Genomic DNA, 19,056 nt, shown 5'->3' with positions numbered 1-19,056 from the left:
TCCGCCAACGGCCCTCGTCGGGGCTAGGCTCGCTGTGATGCCCGGCACAAGGAGGTGCCGGCACGGCTAGCTCGCGAAGGAATCGACCGCCGACATGTCTGTGTCACTCGACAGCTCTCGCAAGGACATCCTCCAGGCCGCTGCGGCCTCACCCGTGCCGAGCAACGGCCGCTCGGCTCCCGGAGAGGGGGGCACGACCGGGGCCTTCGACTTCGGCGACTACCTCAAGACCTTCTACCGTCATGTCGCGACCGAGGACCTGCAGGCGCGACCACCGGTCGGGCTGGCGGCCGTCGCCGCCTCCCAGCGGCGGCTGGCCGGCGACCGGACGGCCGACACGGCCAACGTCCGGGTCTTCAACCCCGACCCGGAGCGGGACGGCTGGGAGAGCCCGCTCACCGCGGTCGAGATCGTCACGGACGACATGCCCTTCCTCGTCGACTCGGTGCTCGCCGCGCTCGGCGGCTTCGACCGCGGCGTGCACCTGATCATCCACCCGCAGATGTCGGTCCGCCGGGCGATGACCGGTAGCCTCGACGCGGTCCTGACCGACACGGTCGACGGCGAGGTGCCGGCCGCGGGCGTGACGCACGAGTCGTGGATGCACCTGGAGATCGACCGGGTGCCGGAGGCGGGGCTGTCCGAGGTCGAGGCCCGTCTGCGCGGCGCCCTCGACGACGTGCGCGACGCCGTCGAGGACTGGCCCAAGATGCGGGCCGAGGCCCTGTCCATCGCGGCGCAGCTGGAGGCGTCCGCACCGGCCGGGACCGACCCCTACGAGGCCAGTGAGGCCGGGCGTTTCCTCCGGTGGCTCACCGAGAACCACTTCACCTTCCTGGGCTACCGCGAGTACTCGCTCCACCACGAGGACGGCAAGGACGTGTCCCGGTCGGTGCCGGGCACCGGGCTGGGCGTGCTGCGCTACGACCGGCCGGGCGCGGCCGGCCACGTGCTGACGTCGGCGGCGAGCCGGGCGGCCCGGGACTCGACGATCCTGATCATCACCAAGGCGAACTCCCGGGCGACGGTCCACCGCGAGGCCTACCTCGACTACATCTCGATCAAGCGGTTCGACGACGCCGGTACGTGCACGGGTGAGCAGCGCTTCCTGGGGCTGTTCACGTCGGCCGCCTACAACGACACGATCCAGGACATCCCGCTGATCGACGTGCGCGCCCAGGAGGTGCTGCGGCTCACGGGGCTGTCGGCCGACAGCCACAGCGGCAAGGACATCGTCCAGATCCTCGAGACCTACCCCCGCGACGAGCTGCTCCAGACCAGCGCCGGACAGCTGACCGAAATCGCCACGGCCGTGCTGCACCTGCAGGAGCGGCGCAAGACCAAGCTCTTCCTGCGTCCCGACGGCTTCGGCCGGTTCATGTCGTGCCTGGTGTACCTGCCCCGGGACCGCTACAACACCGCGGTCCGGCTGCGGATCCAGGCACTGCTCCTCGAGGCCTTCGAGGGGCAGACCATCGACTACACCACGCGCGTGACCGAGTCGAGCCTGGCCCAGCTGCACTTCGTCGTCCGGATGGCGCCGGAGCAGGAGATCCCCGAGGTCGACGTGGCGACCCTCGAACGGCGGGTCATCGACGCGACCCGAACCTGGGAGGAGGACCTGTCCGAGGCGTTGCGCGCTGCCCGGGGTGCCGAGGGTGGCGCACAGGCCATGGCTGCGTACGCCAAGGCACTGCCCGAGGCGTACAAGGAGGACTTCGACGTCACGACCGCCGTGGCCGACCTCGAGCGCATCGACGCCCTCGACGACTCCCTTGAGGCCACCGCGCTGCACCTGTACGACGACCCCTCGTGCGGACCGACCGAGCGACGCTTCAAGCTCTATCGCCGTGCGGGCCTGTCGCTGACCGAGACCCTGCCCATGTTCACCGACCTCGGCCTCGAGGTTGTCGACGAGCGTCCCTACCAGCTCCGCTTCCCGGACGGGCTGCGCCTGCACATCTACGACTTCGGGCTGCGGGCCAAGGACGCGCAGCACTGGGGGAGCGGGTCACGACGCGACGAGATCAGCGCCTACTTCGAGTCGGCCGTGCGCGCGGTGTGGGACGGCGTCATCGAGTCGGACGGGTTCAACGCGCTCGTGCTCGCCGCCGACCTCAGCTGGCGTGAGGTCGTGATCGTGCGCGCACTGGCCAAGTACCTCCGCCAGACCGGGTCGACCTTCTCGCAGGACTACATCGAGACCGCGCTGGTGGCCAACCCGGCGATCGCCCGCGACGTCGTCCAGCTGTTCGAGACCCGGTTCGACCCGGACGCCTTCGCCGACGACGAACCGGGCCGCGAACAGCGCGAGGAGCGCGAGGACGTCATCGTCGGGCAGATCAAGGACGCGCTGACCGGCGTCGCCAGCCTCGACCAGGACCGCATCATCCGGGCCTTCCTGGGCATCATCCTCGGCAGCCTGCGCACCAACTACTACCAGGTCGGCGAGGATGGCCGGCCGAAGCCCTACGTCTCGCTGAAGCTGGACCCGAAGGCCATCCCGGACCTGCCGGCACCCCGCCCGATGTTCGAGATCTGGGTCTACAGCCCGCAGGTCGAGGGCGTCCACCTGCGGTTCGGCAAGGTCGCACGAGGTGGGCTGCGGTGGTCCGACCGGCGCGAGGACTTCCGCACCGAGGTCCTCGGCCTCGTCAAGGCCCAGATGGTCAAGAACGCCGTCATCGTGCCGACCGGCTCCAAGGGTGGCTTCTACGCCAAGCAGCTGCCCGACCCGACGGTGGACCGGAAGGCCTGGCTCGCCGAGGGGATCGAGGCCTACCGGGTCTTCATCTCCGGGATGCTCGACGTGACGGACAACCTGGTCGACGGCAAGCCCGTTCCGCCGCCCCGGGTCGTCCGGCACGACGAGGACGACACGTATCTCGTCGTCGCCGCCGACAAGGGCACCGCCAAGTTCTCCGACATCGCCAACGGCAAGTCGGCCGACTACGGCTACTGGCTCCATGACGCCTTCGCGTCCGGAGGCTCGGCCGGGTACGACCACAAGGGCATGGGCATCACCGCACGCGGTGCGTGGGAGTCGGTGAAGCGACACTTCCGTGAGATGGGCGTCGACACCCAGGCGCAGGACTTCACCGTGGTGGGGATCGGTGACATGAGCGGTGACGTCTTCGGCAACGGGATGATGTTGTCCGAGCACATCCGGCTGGTGGCCGCGTTCGACCACCGGAACATCTTCGTCGACCCGGAGCCCGACGCGGCGAGCTCGTACGCCGAGCGGCGCCGCCTGTTCGAGCTGCCCGGCTCGTCCTGGCGCGACTACAACCGCGACCTGATCTCCGCGGGCGGAGGCGTCTTCGAGCGGTCGGCGAAGTCCGTGCCCATCTCCGGCCAGATGGCGACGGCGCTGGGGCTGCCCGCGGATACCGCGTCCCTCACCCCGGCCGAGCTCATGCGGGCGATCCTTCTCGCCCCGGTCGACCTGCTCTGGAACGGCGGTATCGGCACCTACGTCAAGGCGGCGTCCGAGACCAACGGACAGATCGGCGACCGGGCCAACGACAGCATCCGGGTCAACGGTGCGGAGCTGCGCTGCAAGGTCGTCGGCGAGGGCGGCAACCTGGGGATGAGCCAGCTCGGCCGGATCGAGGCCGACTTCGCCGGAATCCGCGTCAACACCGACGCCATCGACAACTCGGCCGGGGTCGACACGTCCGACCACGAGGTCAACATCAAGATCGCCCTGGGCGGGCCCGTCCGAAGCGGCGAGCTGTCGCTGGAGCGGCGCAACGAGCTGCTCGAGTCGATGACCGACGATGTCGCCAACCGGGTCCTGCGTGACAACTACGAGCAGAACGTCCTGCTCGGTAACGCTCGCGCACAGCAGCATCTGATGCTGAGCGTGCACGAACGGCTCATCCAGTTCCTCTCGGAGCACGGGGACCTCGACCGGGCGCTCGAGTTCCTCCCACCCCCCGCCGAGATCGCGCGCCGCCAGAAGGCGGGCCTCGGTCTGGTGTCGCCGGAGTTCGCGGTGCTCGTGGCCTTCACGAAGCTCTACCTGAAGAGCCAGATCGTCGCCTCGAGGCTGCCCGACGACCCGTTCTTCGCCGAGACGCTGCACGACTACTTCCCGGCCCCGATACGCGAGCAGTACGCCGCCGCCATCGACGCGCACCCGCTGCGGCGTGAGATCATCACCAACTCGGTGGTCAACTCGATGGTCAACCGCGGCGGGATCACGTTCGCCTTCCGCGCCTCCGAGGAGACCGGAGCCGGGCCCGACGACGTGGCACGCGCCTACGTCGTGTGTCGCGAGATCTTCGACCTGCCTGCCTTCGTGCGGGCGGTCGAGACCACCGACAACGTCGTGACGACCTCGGCCCAGACCGTGCTCTACCTCGAGTTCCGGCGCCTCCTCGACCGGGCGGTCCGCTGGTTCCTGACGAACCGTAAGGGCGAGTTCAACATCGCCACGGAGGTCGACCGGTTCCGGCCGGGTGTCCAGCAGTACGCCGGCCGGATCTCCGAGCTGCTCAGGGGCAGCGAGCGAGAGCGGTTGCTGAGCCGGGCGGCCGAGATCGAGGGCACCGGGGTCCCCGGGGAGCTGGCCCTGCAGACGGCCTCCCTGCTCGACCGGTACTCGTTGCTCGACTGCATCACGCTGGCGGAGGACACCGGCAGCGACCTGGGTGACGTCATGGAGACCTACTTCCGCCTCTCGGAGCGGTTCTCCGTCGACGCGCTCCTGACGCGGGTCACCAACCTCCCGCGGGAGAACCGTTGGGACTCCTTGGCGCGTGGGGCACTGCGGGACGACCTCTACTCGGTGCTCAGTGCGCTGACCCATGCGGCGCTCGTCGTCAGCGACCACGGCGCCTCGCCGGAGCAGCGTGTCGAGCAGTGGTTCGAGCTCAACTCCGAGGCACTGGAACGGGCCTGGGCGTCGTTGGGCCCCATCGACCGGTTGTCCCACCCGGGCATCGCGGCGCTCTCGGTGGCGCTGCGGACCCTGCGCACGGTGACCCGGACGGGCGGAGGCGCGCCTGCCCCGGCCCGCGCGGCGACGGCGACGGCCTCGGGTGCGAGCGCCGGTGCAGGGGCCGCCGACGGTGAGGCGGGGTGACGCCCGTCGGTGGGTAGGCTCTCGGTGTGGCCACGCTGTCCGAGCTCCTGCGCGGCAGGACCACCTTGGCAGGCCCGGACGTCGAGTGGCTGCATCTGCTCGTCGGTGACTGGCAGCTGATCGCCGACCTCTCCTTCGCCGACCTCGTGCTGTGGGTACGGCCGGTCGACGGCGGGTGGGAGGCGGTTGCGCACGTGCGTCCGACGACGGGCCAGCTCGTCTTCGTCGAGGACCAGGTCGGGCAGGTCGCCGACCCGGAACGCATCCGCGGGCTGTTGGACGAGGCCGCGGCCGACCGTCGGGCCGTCCGCGTCCGTCAGGTCGCCGAGAACCCGGAGACGACGATCCGGGAGGAGTTCATCCCCGTCATCCGGGGCGACCACGTCATCGCGATCATGACCAGGCACACCAACCTCTGGACGACACGCACGCCGAGCCGGCTGGAGATCACCTACCTGGCCACCGCCGACGCACTGTGCCGGATGGTGACCGCGGGGGAGTTCCCGCACGCCGGGGCGTCGGCGAGCGTCCGGCGGGGCGCACCCCGCGTCGGCGACGGTGTGCTTCGGCTCGACGTCGACGGGGTGGTGACCTATGCGAGCCCGAACGCCGTGTCCGCCCTGCATCGGATCGGGCATCTCGGCGATGTCGTCGGTGCGAGCCTCGCGCAGATCGTGACCGACAACCTGCGGGAGAACTACCTCGTCGACGAAGGCCTCGCGTTGGTCGTGACCGGACGACAGCCCTGGCGTACCGAGGTGGAGGCCGGCGGCACGACCGTGTCCATGCGGGCGATACCGCTCACCGAGTCGGGCCGGCGGTTCGGGGCGGTCGTGCTCTTGCGCGACGTCGGAGAGCTCCGGCGCCGAGAGCGCGAGCTGATGACGAAGGACGCGATCATCCGCGAGATCCACCACCGCGTCAAGAACAACCTGCAGTCGGTCGCGGCGTTGCTGCGCCTGCAGGCCCGTCGGGTCCCGGACGGAGAGGCCCGGGCCGCGCTCGAGGAGGCCGAGCGGCGGGTCGGGACGATCGCGATGGTGCACGACCAGCTCAGCCAGGGATTCGACGAGACCGTCGACTTCGACCCCATCGCCGAGCGCGGGCTTCGGGCGGTCGTCGATGTCGCCGCCAACGGCAATGGTGTCCGGACCGAGCTGCGGGGCAGCTTCGGGCAGCTGCGGGCGGAGGATGCGACGTCGCTGGCGATGATCGTCAGCGAGCTGGTCCAGAACGCGATCGAGCACGGCCTGGCGGACCGCGGCGGCCTGGTCACCGTGAGTGCAGAACGCTGCACCGACGACCGTGGCCGGCCGATGGTCGCGGTCGTCGTCGAGGACGACGGCCTGGGCATCGACCCGGCCCGCCCGCCCGGCTCCGGACTCGGGACCCAGATCGTCCAGTCGCTCGTGGCGGACCTGCAGGGCCGGATCACCTGGGAGCCGGCCCGGCCCAGCGGCACTCGAGTCCGGTTCACGGCCAGCCTGCGGGCGTTGCCGTGAGACACGCGAGAGCCCGGCGAGAGACCTCGCCGGGCTTCGTCGGCAGCGCGGAGTGACCCTGCTCAGCCGGCGCGCCGTGCCCTCGCGTTGCGGCGCTTCAGCGAGCGCCGCTCGTCCTCGGACATCCCGCCCCAGACGCCCGCGTCCTGACCGGTCTCCAGCGCGAACTTGAGGCAGATGTCGATGACGGGGCAGGTCCGGCAGATCGCCTTGGCCTCCTCGATCTGCGCGATGGCCGGGCCGGTGTTCCCGATCGGGAAGAACAGCTCCGGGTCGACATCGAGGCAGGCAGCGCGGTCGCGCCAGTCCATATGGATCGTGCTCCTTCGTCAAGTGTGGCACTGCCTGACCGAGGCGGTGCGGTATGGGGGCGCCAGCGTCGTTGTCGGAGCCAGATCGTCATCGAGCCACGGAATCTTCCCTGCTCAACACAAACGCGCACGAAGGTGTTCCGTACGCGTCCGCAGGAACAAGTGTGCCGCCACATGCGGCCGTACTCAATAGGTCGGAGGCAGTTCACGGCAGATGTGGACACTACCGCAGGCAGGTGCCGGGCCCGATCCCACCCCGCCGGCTGCTCCTGGGGCAAGTACGCTGAGGGCGTGGCAGGTCCGTACCAAGGACACGGCGGCGGTGGCCGCGCCGCGGCGGGACGCCGTCTCGCCGCGCTCGTGATGATCCTGCAAAGTTGTGCCCTGCTGGGCTTCTCCGCCTTCTTCGGCTACGAGATCGGCCACGGCGCCACCGACGACCTGACGCGGGCCGGCACCCTCGGCGGGCTGATCCTGGTCTTCGCGATCGCCGCCGGCCTGCTCGGACGGGCCTGGCTGCGCGGCGCCGGCTGGCCGCGCACTCCGACGATGCTGTGGAACGCGCTGCTCGTCCCGGTTGCCTGGTCGCTGCACGACGCCGGACGCAACGCGATCGGCCTCGCGGTGGCAGTCCTCGCGCTCGCCGGGTTGGTTGGTGCCGTCCGGGCCGACGGCCGCCATCGACCGGCGCACCGGGGTGCCGACGAGATCAGCTGATCCGGAGCCAGTCGTTCCAGCCGTTGTGCAGGACCAGCCAGGCGATCAGGCCGTAGCCGGCCTGCCCGGGGTGCGCGTGGTCGGGGCTGGCGGCCAGGTCGGCCATCCACTGGTCGTGACCCACGAGGGGCCGGAAGCAGTCGACGTAGGTGACGCTGCGCCGCCCGCACACGTCGGCCTGCGCCTCGGCCAGGGCCAGCACCCGGTGGTTGAGCTCGGGGTCGAGGGTCGGGGCGAGACCCACCACGAAGACCGCGACCCCCGCCGTCTTGGCCTCGTCGAGGATGTTGGCCAGGTTGAGCCTGGACCGGGCCAGGGTCATCCCGGTCAGGACGTCGTTCGTCCCCACCGAAAGCACGAGGCGCCGCTCGCCGCGGCCGCGCCACCGCGGTCGGCACTCCGCGGCCCAGCGGGCCGCGACATCGGCCGAGGTGTCGCCGCGCACCCCCAGGTTGTAGGCCGTCAGGTCCAGGTCGGGGTGCTGGGTGCGAGCGACGACGCGGCCGACCCACCCGAGGCCCTTGGGGTCACCGTAGCCGGCCGTCTGCGAGGCGCCGAGGAAGACGATGCCGACGTCCCGCCCGCTGTCCGCAGGCCCGGACCGTGCGACGGGGCTCGGGCGGACGCTCTCCTCGGGTGCTCCCGCGGCCGGGCCGGCTGTCGTCTGCCCGGACCGGCGGCTGTCGCTGAACTGCTGGTGCTCGGAGGGGTAGGCCGGGCCGACCCCGAACGAGCGGCTCTCGGGGTGGGGTGTCTGTGGAGGGGTCACTGCTCAGTCCTCGTCGTCGTCAAGCCGGGCCAGCCAAGTGGCAAGGCGGTCGACCGGCACCTCGAACTCGGGGTTGAGGTCGACGAAGGCGCGCAACTGGTCGGCCAGCCAGTCGAGCCGGACCTCCTCCTCGCCACGCCGGGCCGCGAGCTCCTCGATGCCGCGATCGGTGAAGTACACGTCTGGAGGCTACCGTGAGCGTGCACCGGGCCGCGGGAGGCCCGTCGCACAAGGCTGGCCGGACCTCCCGCGAGCCGCACCGGAACCGCTAGCGGGCGAAGGCCCGGTCCATCAGCTCGGCCTGCTCGGCATGGTGCTTCTTCGAGGAGCCGGTCGCCGGCGAGGCCGAGGCCTTGCGTGCCACGACCCAGGGGGAGCGCGTCTCCCCGAGCAGGATGAGGTCCTCGTGCAGCCATTGCGCCATCAGCGGCCAGGCACCCTGGTTGCGGGGCTCGTCCTGCACCCAGACCAGCTCGGCCTTGGGGTAGGCGGACACGGCATCGCGGATCTCCTCCAGCGGGATCGGGTAGAGGCGCTCGACCCGCAGGATCGCGATCTTGTCGTCGCCACGCTTCTCGCGCTCGGCCTCCAGCTCGTGCACGATCTTGCCGGAGCACAGCAGGACGCGGTCGACCTGGTCGGAGGGCGGACGGCTGTCGGGCAGGACCGGTTGGAACCCGCCCTGCGTGAAGGCCTCGACCGGACTGGCCGCCGCGTGGGAGCGGAGCATCGACTTCGGGGTGAAGACGATCAGCGGCACCCGGGGGCGGGCGTAGGCCTGGCGACGCAGCAGGTGGAAGTACGACGCCGCCGTGGACGGGAAGGCGACCGTCATGTTGTTCTCCGCGCACAGCTGCAGGTAGCGCTCGATGCGGGCCGAGGAGTGGTCCGGCCCCTGCCCCTCGTAGCCGTGGGGCAGCAGCAGGACGACCGAGGAGCGCTGCCCCCACTTCTGCTCGGAGCTGGTGATGAACTCGTCGACGATCGTCTGGGCGCCGTTGGCGAAGTCGCCGAACTGGGCCTCCCACAGCACGAGGGCGTCCGGTCGCTCGACCGAGTAGCCGTACTCGAAGCCCATCGCGGCGTACTCCGACAGGAGCGAGTCATAGATCCAGAACCGGGCCTGTCCCTCGCCGAGGTAGAGCAGCGGCGTCCACTCGTCTCCCGTCTTCTTGTCGATCAGGACGGCATGGCGCTGCACGAACGTGCCGCGGCGGGTGTCCTGGCCGGCCAGTCGGATGGGGGTGCCCTCCCGCAGGAGGGTGCCGAAGGCGAGCAGCTCGGCCATGGGCCAGTCGATGCCGCCCTCGTGGACCATCCGGGCCCGACGCTCCATCAGTTGCCCGAGCTTGGGATGGATGGTGAAGCCGGCCGGCGGCTTGGTGAAGGACTCACCGATCCGGACGAGCTCCTCCACCGGCACGCCGGTCTGCGTCGAGGAGCGCACCGGGGCCCGGTCGTCCAGCACCTGGGCCGTCGGCTTCTCCAGGCCCGCGTTGTCGGGCGCGTCCGAGGCGCCCCGGGCAGCGGCCGGTGACTCGTGCTCGTGCTTCCGGGTCGCCTCGCGGGTCTCGACGAAGACCCGCTCGAGCTGCTGTTGGTAGTCCTTGAGGGCCGACGCCGCGTCCTCGACGCTGATGTCGCCACGGCCGATCAGCGACTCGGTGTAGAGCTTGCGGACGGAGCGCTTCGCCTCGATGAGGTTGTACATCAGCGGCTGGGTCATCGATGGGTCGTCGCCCTCGTTGTGGCCGCGGCGCCGGTAGCACACCATGTCGACCACGACGTCCTTGTTGAACGTCTGCCGGAACTCGTAGGCCAGCTCGGCCACCCGCACGCAGGCCTCGGGGTCGTCGCCGTTGACGTGGAAGATCGGTGCCTGGATCATCCGGGCGACGTCCGTCGAGTACACCGACGACCTGGACGAGCTCGGCGAGGTGGTGAAGCCGACCTGGTTGTTGATCACGACGTGGACGGTCCCGCCGGTGCGGTAGCCGCGCAGCTGGGACAGGTTGAGCGTCTCGGCCACGACACCCTGGCCGGCGAAGGCCGCGTCGCCGTGCAGGAGCACGGGCAGCACGGTGAAGTCCTGGCCGGCGAGGTTGAGCCGGTCCTGCTTGGCCCGCGCGATCCCCTCGAGCACCGGGTTGACCGCCTCGAGATGGGACGGGTTGGCCGCCAGGTAGACCTTCGTCATCGAGCCGTCCTCGGCGACGAACTTGCCCTCGGTGCCGAGGTGGTACTTCACGTCGCCCGAGCCCTGGACCGACTGCGGGTCCTGGATTCCCTCGAACTCCCGGAAGATCTGGCCGTAGGACTTGCCGGCCAGGTTGGCAAGCACGTTGAGGCGACCGCGGTGCGACATCCCCACGCAGACCTCGTCGAGCCCGTCGGCGGCGGCACGGCACAGGACCCGGTCGAGCAGGGCGATGACCGACTCGCCACCCTCGAGGGAGAAGCGCTTCTGGCCGACGAACTTGGTCTGCAGGAACGTCTCGAAGGCCTCGGCCGCGTTGAGCCGGCGCAGGATGCGCAGCTGCTCGTCGTGGGTGATCTTCGCGTAGGGGATCTCGACCTTGTCCTGGATCCACTGGCGCTGGTCGGGGTCCTGGATGTGCATGTACTCGATGCCGACGGTGCGACAGTACGAGTCGCGCAGGATGCCGAGGATCTTGCGCAGCTTGAGGAACGGCGCACCCCCGAACCCGCCGGTCGCGAAGGTCCGGTCGAGGTCCCACAGGGTCAGCCCGTGCGTCGTGACGTCGAGGTCGGGGTGCTGGCGCTGCTTGTACTCCAGCGGGTCGGTGTCGGCCATCAGGTGCCCGCGCACCCGGTAGGCGTGGATCAGCTCCTGGACCCGGGCGACCTTGTTGATGTCGTCGTCGTGCGAGGAGTCGATGTCCTGGATCCAGCGCACCGGCTCGTACGGGATGCGCAGGGAGGCGAAGATCTCGTCGTAGAAGCTGTCGGCGCCGAGGAGGAGCTGGTGGATGATCCGGAGGAAGTCGCCGCTCTGGGCCCCTTGGATGATCCGGTGGTCGTAGGTCGAGGTGAGCGTGAGGATCTTGCTGACGGCGTTGCGGTTCAGCGTCTCGTGGCTGGCCCCCTGCCACTCGGCCGGGTACTCCAGCGCGCCCACGCCGATGATCGTGCCCTGCCCCTGCATGAGGCGGGGCACGGAGTGGACCGTCCCGATCCCGCCCGGGTTCGTCAGGGAGATCGTCGTGCCCTGGAAGTCCTCGACGGTCAGCTTGTTGGCGCGGGCCTTGCGGACGATGTCCTCGTAGGCGTTCCAGAACCGGACGAAGTCCATGTCCTGGGCGGCCTTGATCGAGGGCACGACGAGGGTGCGGCTGCCGTCGTCCTTGCGGACGTCGATGGCCAGGCCGAACCCCACGTGGGCCGGCTCGACGATGGCCGGCTTGCCGTTCTGCACCACGTAGCTGTGGTTCATCACCGGCATCTGCCGGAGGGCCTTGATCATCGCGTAGCCGATCAGGTGCGTGAACGAGACCTTGCCGCCGCGGCTGCGCGCCAGGTGGTTGTTGATCACGACCCGGTTGTCGATCAGCAGCTTGGCCGGGACGGCACGCACGCTGGTCGCGGTGGGCACCTCGAGCGAGGCGTTCATGTTGGTCACGACCCGCGCCGGGGCCCCGCGCAGCGGCCTGACGAGGTCGCCCTCCGCGACGACGGCCGGCGCCGGTGAGGGGCGCTCGGCGGCAGCGGTCGGCGTTACCGTGGCAGCCGCCGGCAGCGTGGCCGGAGCGGGAGCAGCCGGGGGTGGCGCGACAGGGCGGTCGGGGCGGGCCGGCGCGGCCACCGTGCCGTCGCCGTCGCCCCGGCCGGTATCGGACCGGTAGTCCTCGAAGAAGCTCCACCAGGCCCGGTCCACGGAGTTCTTGTCCGACAGGTACTGCTGGTACAGCTCGTCGACGAGCCATTCGTTCGGCCCGAACGCTGCCATCGGGTCTTGGGAAGTGGGCTGCTCGGACACGGCGGTTGCGCCTCTTTCGTTACCTCGTGGCGGTTACGCGCCCAGCCTAGCCCGCCCGGGACACGCTCGCCGACCTGCCGACACCCGTCCTGCGACCCCGGTCGCGAGCGGGTGACGAGGATCCGGGACCGACCCCGCGGTGCCCGCAGGGCCGGGGTCAGGAGATGTCCGCCCGCACGGTCCGCCACGTCCCGAGGCCGGCCATGACGGCGGCATACCCCGCGAGCACGAGCGCCCCGGCCCACCAGGCGAGCTGGGTCACGGCCCGGCCGTCGAACCCGCTGCTCACGGTGCCGAGCGTCGCACTCGTCGCCTGGCTCGGCAGGTACGGCGTGATGTGCTGGCCCCACGACGGGATCGCGAGCACCACGCCGAGGATCGGTTCGACGATCCAGGCCACCCCGATCGAGATGAGCAGCGCGGCCACCTGGTTGGGGATCAGGATGCCCGCGCCGAGGCCGATGAGGGCCCAGAGCCCGAGGACCAGCAGGGACAGCGCGAGGGTGCGCCAGACCGAGGGGTCACCGAAGGCGCTGTGCCCCCTGGCGGTCAGGACGATCGTGCCGGCCCCGACCGAGCCGAGCAGGGAGACGATGCCGTACATCGCCCCGATGCCGAGCAGCGTGACGACCTTGGCGCCCATGACGCGCCCACGCCGTGGAGTGCCCAGGAAGGTCGCCGTGATCGTCTCGTGCCGGTACTCCGAGCCGATCATCATGATCCCGATCGCCAGCGTCAGCAGGTAGCCGACCTGGATGCCGCTGGTGAAGACCGTCTTCGCGAGGGCGGCGTCGTCCTGGGCGTAGACGGGGGCTTGCTCGCCGGTCATGGCGCCGCTGGTGAAGACGAGCCCGATGATCGTGGCGAAGGCGACCCCGCTGAGGAACACCGCGATGGCCATGCCCCACCAGAGGCGGGTCGTGAAGAACTTGCGGAACTCCGACCGGATCACCGCGTTCACCGGCCCACCTCCTCGGTCGGTGCGGCCGTCGACACGGGTGGTCCGGTGGGGGGCGGGAGCGCCCCGGGCGGCGGACCACCCGGGCCGCCGAGGTTGCGGTTGCGGTGCTCCGCCGACTCGGTCAGGTTGAAGAACAGCTCCTCCAGCCGGGTCTGCTCGGCGCGCAGCTCGTGGATCGCCACCCCTGCTGCCAGGGCGATGTCGCCGATCCGGGCCAGGTCGCCGCTGTGCACCGTGAGGCCCTCGTCGCGGCCTGCGCAGTCGATGCCCTCCCGGCGCAGCGCCGTCTCCAGCGCGGGCAGGTCGGAGGAGCGGACGTATGCCGCCGAGTCCCCGTGCAGGTCCGCGATCGTCCCCTCGGCGACGCGTCGGCCGTTGGCGATGATGACGATGTCGTCCACGGTCTGCTCCACCTCGGCGAGCATGTGGCTCGAGATGAGCAGCGTGCGGCCCTCGCCCGAGAGGTGGCGCAGGAACCCGCGCAGCCACCGGATGCCCTCGGGGTCGAGGCCGTTGGCCGGCTCGTCCAGGATGATGACCCGGGGGTCGCCGAGCAGCGCGCCGGCCAGCCCCAGGCGCTGGCGCATCCCCATCGAGTAGCCGCCGGCCCGCTGGCGCGCGGCGGCCGGGATGCCGACCAGGTCCAGCAGCTCGTCGACCCGGCGGTCGGGTACCCCCGCCACCGCGGCCAGGACCCTGAGGTGGTCCCGCCCGGTGCGACCGGGGTGGAAGCTGGTCGCCTCGAGCGCCGACCCGACGACGCGCAGCGGGTCGGGGATGTCGCGGTACGCGCGGCCGTCGATGGTCGCCGTACCGGCGGTGGGACGGATCAGCCCGAGCAGCATGCGCAGCGTCGTCGTCTTGCCGCTGCCGTTGGGCCCCAGGAACCCGGTGATCCGGCCCGGTCGCACCGTGAAGTCGAGCCCGTCCACGGCGGTGAACGTCCCGAACCGCTTCGTCAGGCCACGGATCTCGATCCGGCCCGGGCCGCGCTCGGGTGCCGCTGTCATGCGTCGTCTCCTCGTCGATGGTGCGCGCCCATCGAACCACAGCGTCCGGGCAGGCGGGCTCCGGGGCATCCGGGGTGCCGGTGCTCCATGTCGTCGGGCAGTGGCGCTCCATATAGTGGGGAGACCATGACCGAGTGGCTGCTGGTGCTCGCCGCCGTGGTGCTGACCGCCGGCACCACTCTCTTCGTGGCAGCAGAGTTCAGCCTCGTCGCACTCGACCGCCCGTTCGTGCAGCGGGCCATCGACGAGGGCGACAGCCGGGCCCGGGTCGTGCTCCGGTCCCTGAGCCAGCTCTCGACGCAGCTGTCCGCGGCGCAGGTCGGGATAACCCTGACGACACTGGTCGTCGGCTATCTCGCCCAGCCCTCGGTCGGCGCGCTGCTGGCCGGCCCGCTCGGCTCGGCCGGCCTGCCCGCGGGGGCGGCCGCCGCGGTCTCGAGCGCCGCCGCGCTGGTCATCGTGACGGTCTTCTCCATGGTCTGCGGGGAGCTGCTCGCGCAGTTCCTGGGCATCTCGGCCCCGCTGGCCACCGCCAAGGTCGTGGCCCTGCCGGTACGTTTCTTCGCGGCCGTGTTCAAGCCCCTGGTGCTGCTGCTCAACGGCTCGGCCAACCGGGCCCTGCGGGCCATGGGGATCGAGCCGCAGGAGGAGCTGTCGGCGGCCCGGACGCCCCAGGAGCTGACCAGCCTCGTCCAGCGCTCCGCCGAGGCGGGCACGCTCGACGTGGCAACGGCCCGGATGCTGACCCGGTCGCTCGGCTTCGGCGAGCGGTCCGCCGACGACGTCATGACCCCCCGGGTCAGGTGCACCGGGATCCACCGCGAGGAGTCGGCCGAGGACGTGCTGCGGCTGTCGCGCCGCACCGGGCACTCGCGCTTCCCGGTCCTCGGCGACGACTGGGACGACATCGACGGCGTGGTGCACGTCAAGCACGCGATGGCCGTCCCGCACGAGCGTCGCAAGGACGTGCCCGTCTCCGCCCTCATGTCCGAGCGTCTGCTGGTGCCCGAGACGATCCGGCTGGACCCCCTGCTGCGCCAGCTGCGCCAGGGCGGTTTCCAGATGGCCGTCGTCGTGGACGAGTACGGCGGCACCTCCGGGATCGTGACCCTCGAGGACGTGGTCGAGGAGATCGTCGGCGAGGTCGCCGACGAGCACGACCGGGCCCGGCAGGACGGCCGGGCCCGGCTGGACGGCTCGTGGACGGTGCCGGGGCTGTGGCGCCCCGACGAGGTGCGCGACGCCTTCGACGCCGACGTCCCGGACGGCCCCGAGTACGAGACGATGGGCGGCTTCGTGATGGCCCGGCTCGGCCGGATCCCCGTGGTCGGTGACGTGGTGGGCGTCCCCGGCTGGCGGATCCTGGTCGTCGCGATGGCCGGCCGCCGCATCGACCGGCTCCGGTTCGTGCCCCACCCCGACTCCCTGCCGGGCCCGACCGAGCCCGGCCCGGCCGGGTCCGCGGAGGGCCGCCGAGCCCACGACGGGGATCGGTGAGGCACGGTGACGACCGGTCCCGCGCTCGCCGTCTCGGTCCTGCTCCTGCTGGGCAACGCGTTCTTCGTCGGCGCCGAGTTCGCCGCCATGGCGGTGCGCCGCTCCTCCCTGGAACCGCTCGCCGACGCCGGCAGCAGACGAGCCGCCACTGCGCTGGTGGCCCTCGAGCGGCTCGGCGCGATGCTCGTGACGGCCCAGCTGGGCATCACCGTCTGCTCGGTCGGTCTCGGCGCCCTCGCGGAGGCGGCCCTGCACGACCTGCTCGAGCCGCCGCTGCACGGCGTCGGCCTGCCCGAGGTCTGGGCCGGAGGGTTGGCGCTCGCCTTCGCCCTGCTGATCGTGTCGTACCTGCACGTCGTCGTGGGCGAGATGATCCCGAAGAACATCGCCATCGCCGGGCCGGACCGGATGGCGCTGCTGCTCGTGCCGCCGCTGCACGTCCTGTCCAACCTGCTCCGGCCCGTGGTGCGGGCCATGGAACGGACCGCCAAGGCCCTCGTCCGGCTCCTCGGGGTCGAGCCGAAGGACGAGATCGCCTCGGCCTACACCGCCGAGGAGGTGGCCGCGATCCTGAGCGAGTCCCGTCAGGAGGGTCTGATCGAGGAGGAGCGGCACGGCCTCGTCTCCAAGACGCTGGAGTTCTCGGACAAGACGGCAGGGGACGTGGCCGTCGCCACGGAGCGGCTGGTGTGCGTCGCGCTCGGGGCGACGCCGGACGACATCGAGCACCTCGTGGCGAGGCACGGCTTCTCGCGCTACCCGGTGAGGGACGCGGCCGGGGAGGTGGCCGGGTACCTGCACCTGAAGGACGTCCTCTACGCGGACGACGAACGGTACGAGCAGCCGATCCCGCCCAAGCGGTTCCGGCGGCTGGCGACCGTGCGTGCCGGCGACGAGATCGAGCAGGTCCTGGCCACGATGCAGCTGACCGGCGCGCACCTGGCCAGGGTCCTCGACGACACCGCGACGGTGTCCGGCGTGGTGTTCCTCGAGGACGTGCTCGAGGAGCTCGTCGGCGAGGTCACCGACACCACGCAGCGGTGACCCTTGGTACGGCGCAGGCGAACCCGTGTGGCGCGCGCCGACGTCGGCGTGCGGGCCCGGCGTGAGCGGCATACGTCCCCGGTATGCCGCTCACCTCCCGCTCGCACCGCGGCCTCCCTCCCCGCGCGGGCCCCCGGCGTCAGAGCCCGGCGCACTCTCCGCGCTTGGGTCCGACGACCTTGTTCGTGGGTGGCACGTTGGCCGGGTTCCCCGTCGCGTCGCCGATCTGGGCCGCGGGCGTGTTGCGGTAGCAGGAGAGGCTGCCGACGATGCGGTTGGCCACGATCTCGTTCGAGTCCGGACCCTGCGGCCAGGCCAGGTTGGCCGACATGTCGGACCACGTGACCGACCCGACGATCGTGTTGCGCAACAGGCCGGCCCAGCAGCCGGACCACCCTCGGGCGCTCAGCCCGCCGATGATCGTGTTGTCCTTGATCGTGAGGGTGTGCCCGAGCGGCGGCCATCCGGGGTCGACGCACTGGTCGCCGGGTCCGCCGCCCCGGACCGAGACGTGTCCGACGATCCTGGCGTTGTTGAGGTAGACGGCCAGCGGCTGGTTGGCGGTGATCCCTCCGGTGACCGAGTCGTGCGACGGCTCGTAGGGTCCGGGCCCTTCGGGTGACGGCTCCCCCAAGGCGAGGATCGCGCCCCGGCCGACGGTGACATGGCCCGTGATCCGGGTCGTCTGGGGACCCATTGCCGCGAGGACGCCACCCGGTCGGACCGTGACCGGGCCCTGCACCGACACCACGGCGTGGTCCGGCACCATGCAGAGGCCCGAGACGACGAGGCCGTCGTAGGTACCGGACCCGAGCACCTGCGCGTTCTTCGCGAAGTCCGGGTAGGGCGCCCAGTCGCCGCCCGCGCAGTGGAACGGGCCGTTGCCCTGCGCCGATGCCGCACCGGCTCCGGCGAAGCCCAGCACTGCGGCGACGGCCCCGACGGCACCTGCTCGCACAAGTCGAAGTGACATCCGTCCTCCTGTGTCTCCCGGCCCGGTGACCGGGCCCCCACCGACCCGTCGGATGGCGGGTCGATCCGTCCGGACGAGGTTCACGACAGACCCCCGGATCCCCCCGCCCCGGCCCGGTGGGCGGCGTCCCGGCCCACTCCCTCGACCGACGGCCCGCCAGAATTTCTCCCATTACGCTGACACAGTCGAGTGGATCGAGATATACGTAGGACGACGTATCTTTCGCACCCCCATGGGCTCTCGGGTCGCGCCCGTGCGGCCGTGTCGACGCCATACGTAGGAGCACGTGTGGACAGTTCCTGGGGCCCCACCCTGCGCGGCCTGCTGGACGCGCTCCGAGTCGACGCGCCGGCGGGCCGGAGTGCGGTACGCGCGGCGCGCGGGTCCGGCAGCGCCGCCGCCTCGACCGGGCTGCCGGCCGATGTGATCGCCGCGATCTGGCGGGCCCTCCCGTGCGACGTGGCCTGGTACCTCGACCTGACCGCGACGGGCCGGGTCGCCCACCACCTGCGCCACCCGGGCGGGCCCGGGCCGGGCCGGGCTCCGGCGGCGGCCGGTCTCGCCGAGCACGTGCCGGCCTGCCCACTGTGCCAGGACCCGGCCTCGTTCGCGGACCCCTACGGGGTGGCGAGCACCGGGGACGCCAGCGTCGCCCGGGTCGTCGGAGCCGCCGCCGCGTACCAGGGTGGCGCGCCACGCGGCTCACCGCACGACGTGGCGGGTGGCGAGGCCCTGGTGGTCGAGCTGCCGGGCAGCTCCCCTCGTGGGGCCCGGCTGGTGCTGTGCCGGCGGCGTTGCCCGTTCTCGCCGGACGAACGGCTCGCCCTGGGCCTGCTGCTGCCGCATCTGGCCGGGGCCTGTCGGCGCCGCGCGGACCTGGCGCAGCTTGGCGGGATCACGCACCGACAACGCCAGGTCCTCGAGCTGGTGGCGCAGGGCTGCACCAACGCCGAGATCGGCGCTCGGCTGCTGGTCTCGACCGGCACCGTGCGAAAACACCTGGACAACATCTTCGCGGAGCTGCACGTCTCGTCCCGGGCTGCCGCGGCAGCCCGGGCGCAGGTGCTCGTGCAGCCGGCGGTCGGGCCGGGCGAGGGGGCCTGACTCCCGTCCGACCCCGCGCGTCGGCCCAGCTGCCGGCCTGATGTGATCTCGGCAGGTCGAGCGGCCGGTCATCCCGGTATGC

13 protein-coding genes are annotated in these 19,056 nt (G+C 71.4%); 6 read left to right on the top strand and 7 right to left on the bottom strand.

What is annotated here, in order from left to right:
- The first annotated feature begins 94 nt into the window (after positions 1-94).
- Together WMI84_RS01565 and WMI84_RS01560 are read left to right on the top strand one after the other, a co-directional pair.
- The gene (locus WMI84_RS01565; RefSeq protein ID WP_347350238.1) at positions 95-5,089 is read left to right on the top strand and encodes an NAD-glutamate dehydrogenase; all 4,995 of its coding nucleotides are present in this window, start codon (positions 95-97) and stop codon (positions 5,087-5,089) included.
- Between the two features lie 26 nt (positions 5,090-5,115).
- Positions 5,116-6,591, top strand: a complete 1,476-nt coding sequence (locus WMI84_RS01560) for a histidine kinase N-terminal domain-containing protein (RefSeq protein ID WP_347350237.1) — start codon at positions 5,116-5,118, stop codon at positions 6,589-6,591.
- 62 nt (positions 6,592-6,653) lie between these two features.
- On the opposite strand, the gene WMI84_RS01555 is transcribed toward WMI84_RS01560, so the two are convergent.
- Positions 6,654-6,902: a WhiB family transcriptional regulator gene (locus tag WMI84_RS01555; protein WP_347350236.1), complete on the bottom strand. Its 249-nt coding sequence runs from the start codon at positions 6,900-6,902 to the stop codon at positions 6,654-6,656.
- A gap of 291 nt (positions 6,903-7,193) precedes the next feature.
- Here WMI84_RS01555 and WMI84_RS01550 point away from each other — a divergent pair, with 291 nt between their 5' ends.
- Complete coding sequence (locus WMI84_RS01550) at positions 7,194-7,619, top strand: hypothetical protein (RefSeq protein ID WP_347350235.1); 426 nt, start codon at positions 7,194-7,196, stop codon at positions 7,617-7,619.
- On the opposite strand, the gene WMI84_RS01545 is transcribed toward WMI84_RS01550, so the two are convergent.
- The 5 genes from WMI84_RS01545 to WMI84_RS01525 form a co-directional block, all read right to left on the bottom strand.
- Positions 7,612-8,388 carry a GDSL-type esterase/lipase family protein gene (locus WMI84_RS01545; RefSeq protein ID WP_347350234.1) on the bottom strand — a complete coding sequence of 259 codons (777 nt, stop codon included), beginning with the start codon at positions 8,386-8,388 and terminating at the stop codon, positions 7,612-7,614. The genes WMI84_RS01550 and WMI84_RS01545 overlap by 8 nt on opposite strands.
- 3 nt (positions 8,389-8,391) lie before the next feature.
- Positions 8,392-8,568, bottom strand: a complete 177-nt coding sequence (locus tag WMI84_RS01540) for a DUF6104 family protein (protein WP_347350233.1) — start codon at positions 8,566-8,568, stop codon at positions 8,392-8,394.
- Positions 8,569-8,656: 88 nt separating this feature from the next.
- Positions 8,657-12,385: a multifunctional oxoglutarate decarboxylase/oxoglutarate dehydrogenase thiamine pyrophosphate-binding subunit/dihydrolipoyllysine-residue succinyltransferase subunit gene (locus WMI84_RS01535; RefSeq protein ID WP_347350232.1), complete on the bottom strand. Its 3,729-nt coding sequence runs from the start codon at positions 12,383-12,385 to the stop codon at positions 8,657-8,659.
- 157 nt (positions 12,386-12,542) lie between these two features.
- Positions 12,543-13,346, bottom strand: coding sequence for an ABC transporter permease subunit (locus WMI84_RS01530; protein WP_347350231.1), 804 nt, complete (start codon positions 13,344-13,346; stop codon positions 12,543-12,545).
- On the bottom strand, positions 13,343-14,356 hold the full coding sequence (locus tag WMI84_RS01525) for an ABC transporter ATP-binding protein (protein ID WP_347350230.1): 1,014 nt from the start codon (positions 14,354-14,356) through the stop codon (positions 13,343-13,345). Before WMI84_RS01525 ends, WMI84_RS01530 begins: the two co-directional genes overlap by 4 nt.
- A 126-nt stretch (positions 14,357-14,482) precedes the next feature.
- On the opposite strand from WMI84_RS01525, the gene WMI84_RS01520 reads away from it, so the two are divergent.
- Positions 14,483-15,853, top strand: a complete 1,371-nt coding sequence (locus WMI84_RS01520; protein ID WP_347350229.1) for a hemolysin family protein — start codon at positions 14,483-14,485, stop codon at positions 15,851-15,853.
- A 6-nt stretch (positions 15,854-15,859) separates the two neighbouring features.
- On the top strand, positions 15,860-16,897 hold the full coding sequence (locus WMI84_RS01515; RefSeq protein ID WP_347350228.1) for a hemolysin family protein: 1,038 nt from the start codon (positions 15,860-15,862) through the stop codon (positions 16,895-16,897).
- Between the two features lie 139 nt (positions 16,898-17,036).
- Here the strand turns inward: WMI84_RS01515 and WMI84_RS01510 are convergent, their stop codons facing one another.
- On the bottom strand, positions 17,037-17,870 hold the full coding sequence (locus WMI84_RS01510; RefSeq protein ID WP_347350227.1) for a hypothetical protein: 834 nt from the start codon (positions 17,868-17,870) through the stop codon (positions 17,037-17,039).
- 288 nt (positions 17,871-18,158) lie between these two features.
- Between WMI84_RS01510 and WMI84_RS01505 the strand changes: the two genes are divergently transcribed.
- Positions 18,159-18,974 (top strand): helix-turn-helix transcriptional regulator, encoded by an 816-nt coding sequence (locus WMI84_RS01505; protein ID WP_347350226.1) that lies wholly within the window; start codon positions 18,159-18,161, stop codon positions 18,972-18,974.
- Positions 18,975-19,056 lie beyond the last annotated feature (82 nt).

It is taken from the genome of Intrasporangium sp. (assembly GCF_039812505.1).
Classification (GTDB): Bacteria; Actinomycetota; Actinomycetes; order Actinomycetales; family Dermatophilaceae; genus Intrasporangium_A.
Note: the sequence above shows the minus strand (reverse complement) of the source record. Positions and strands in the feature narration are given on the sequence as shown.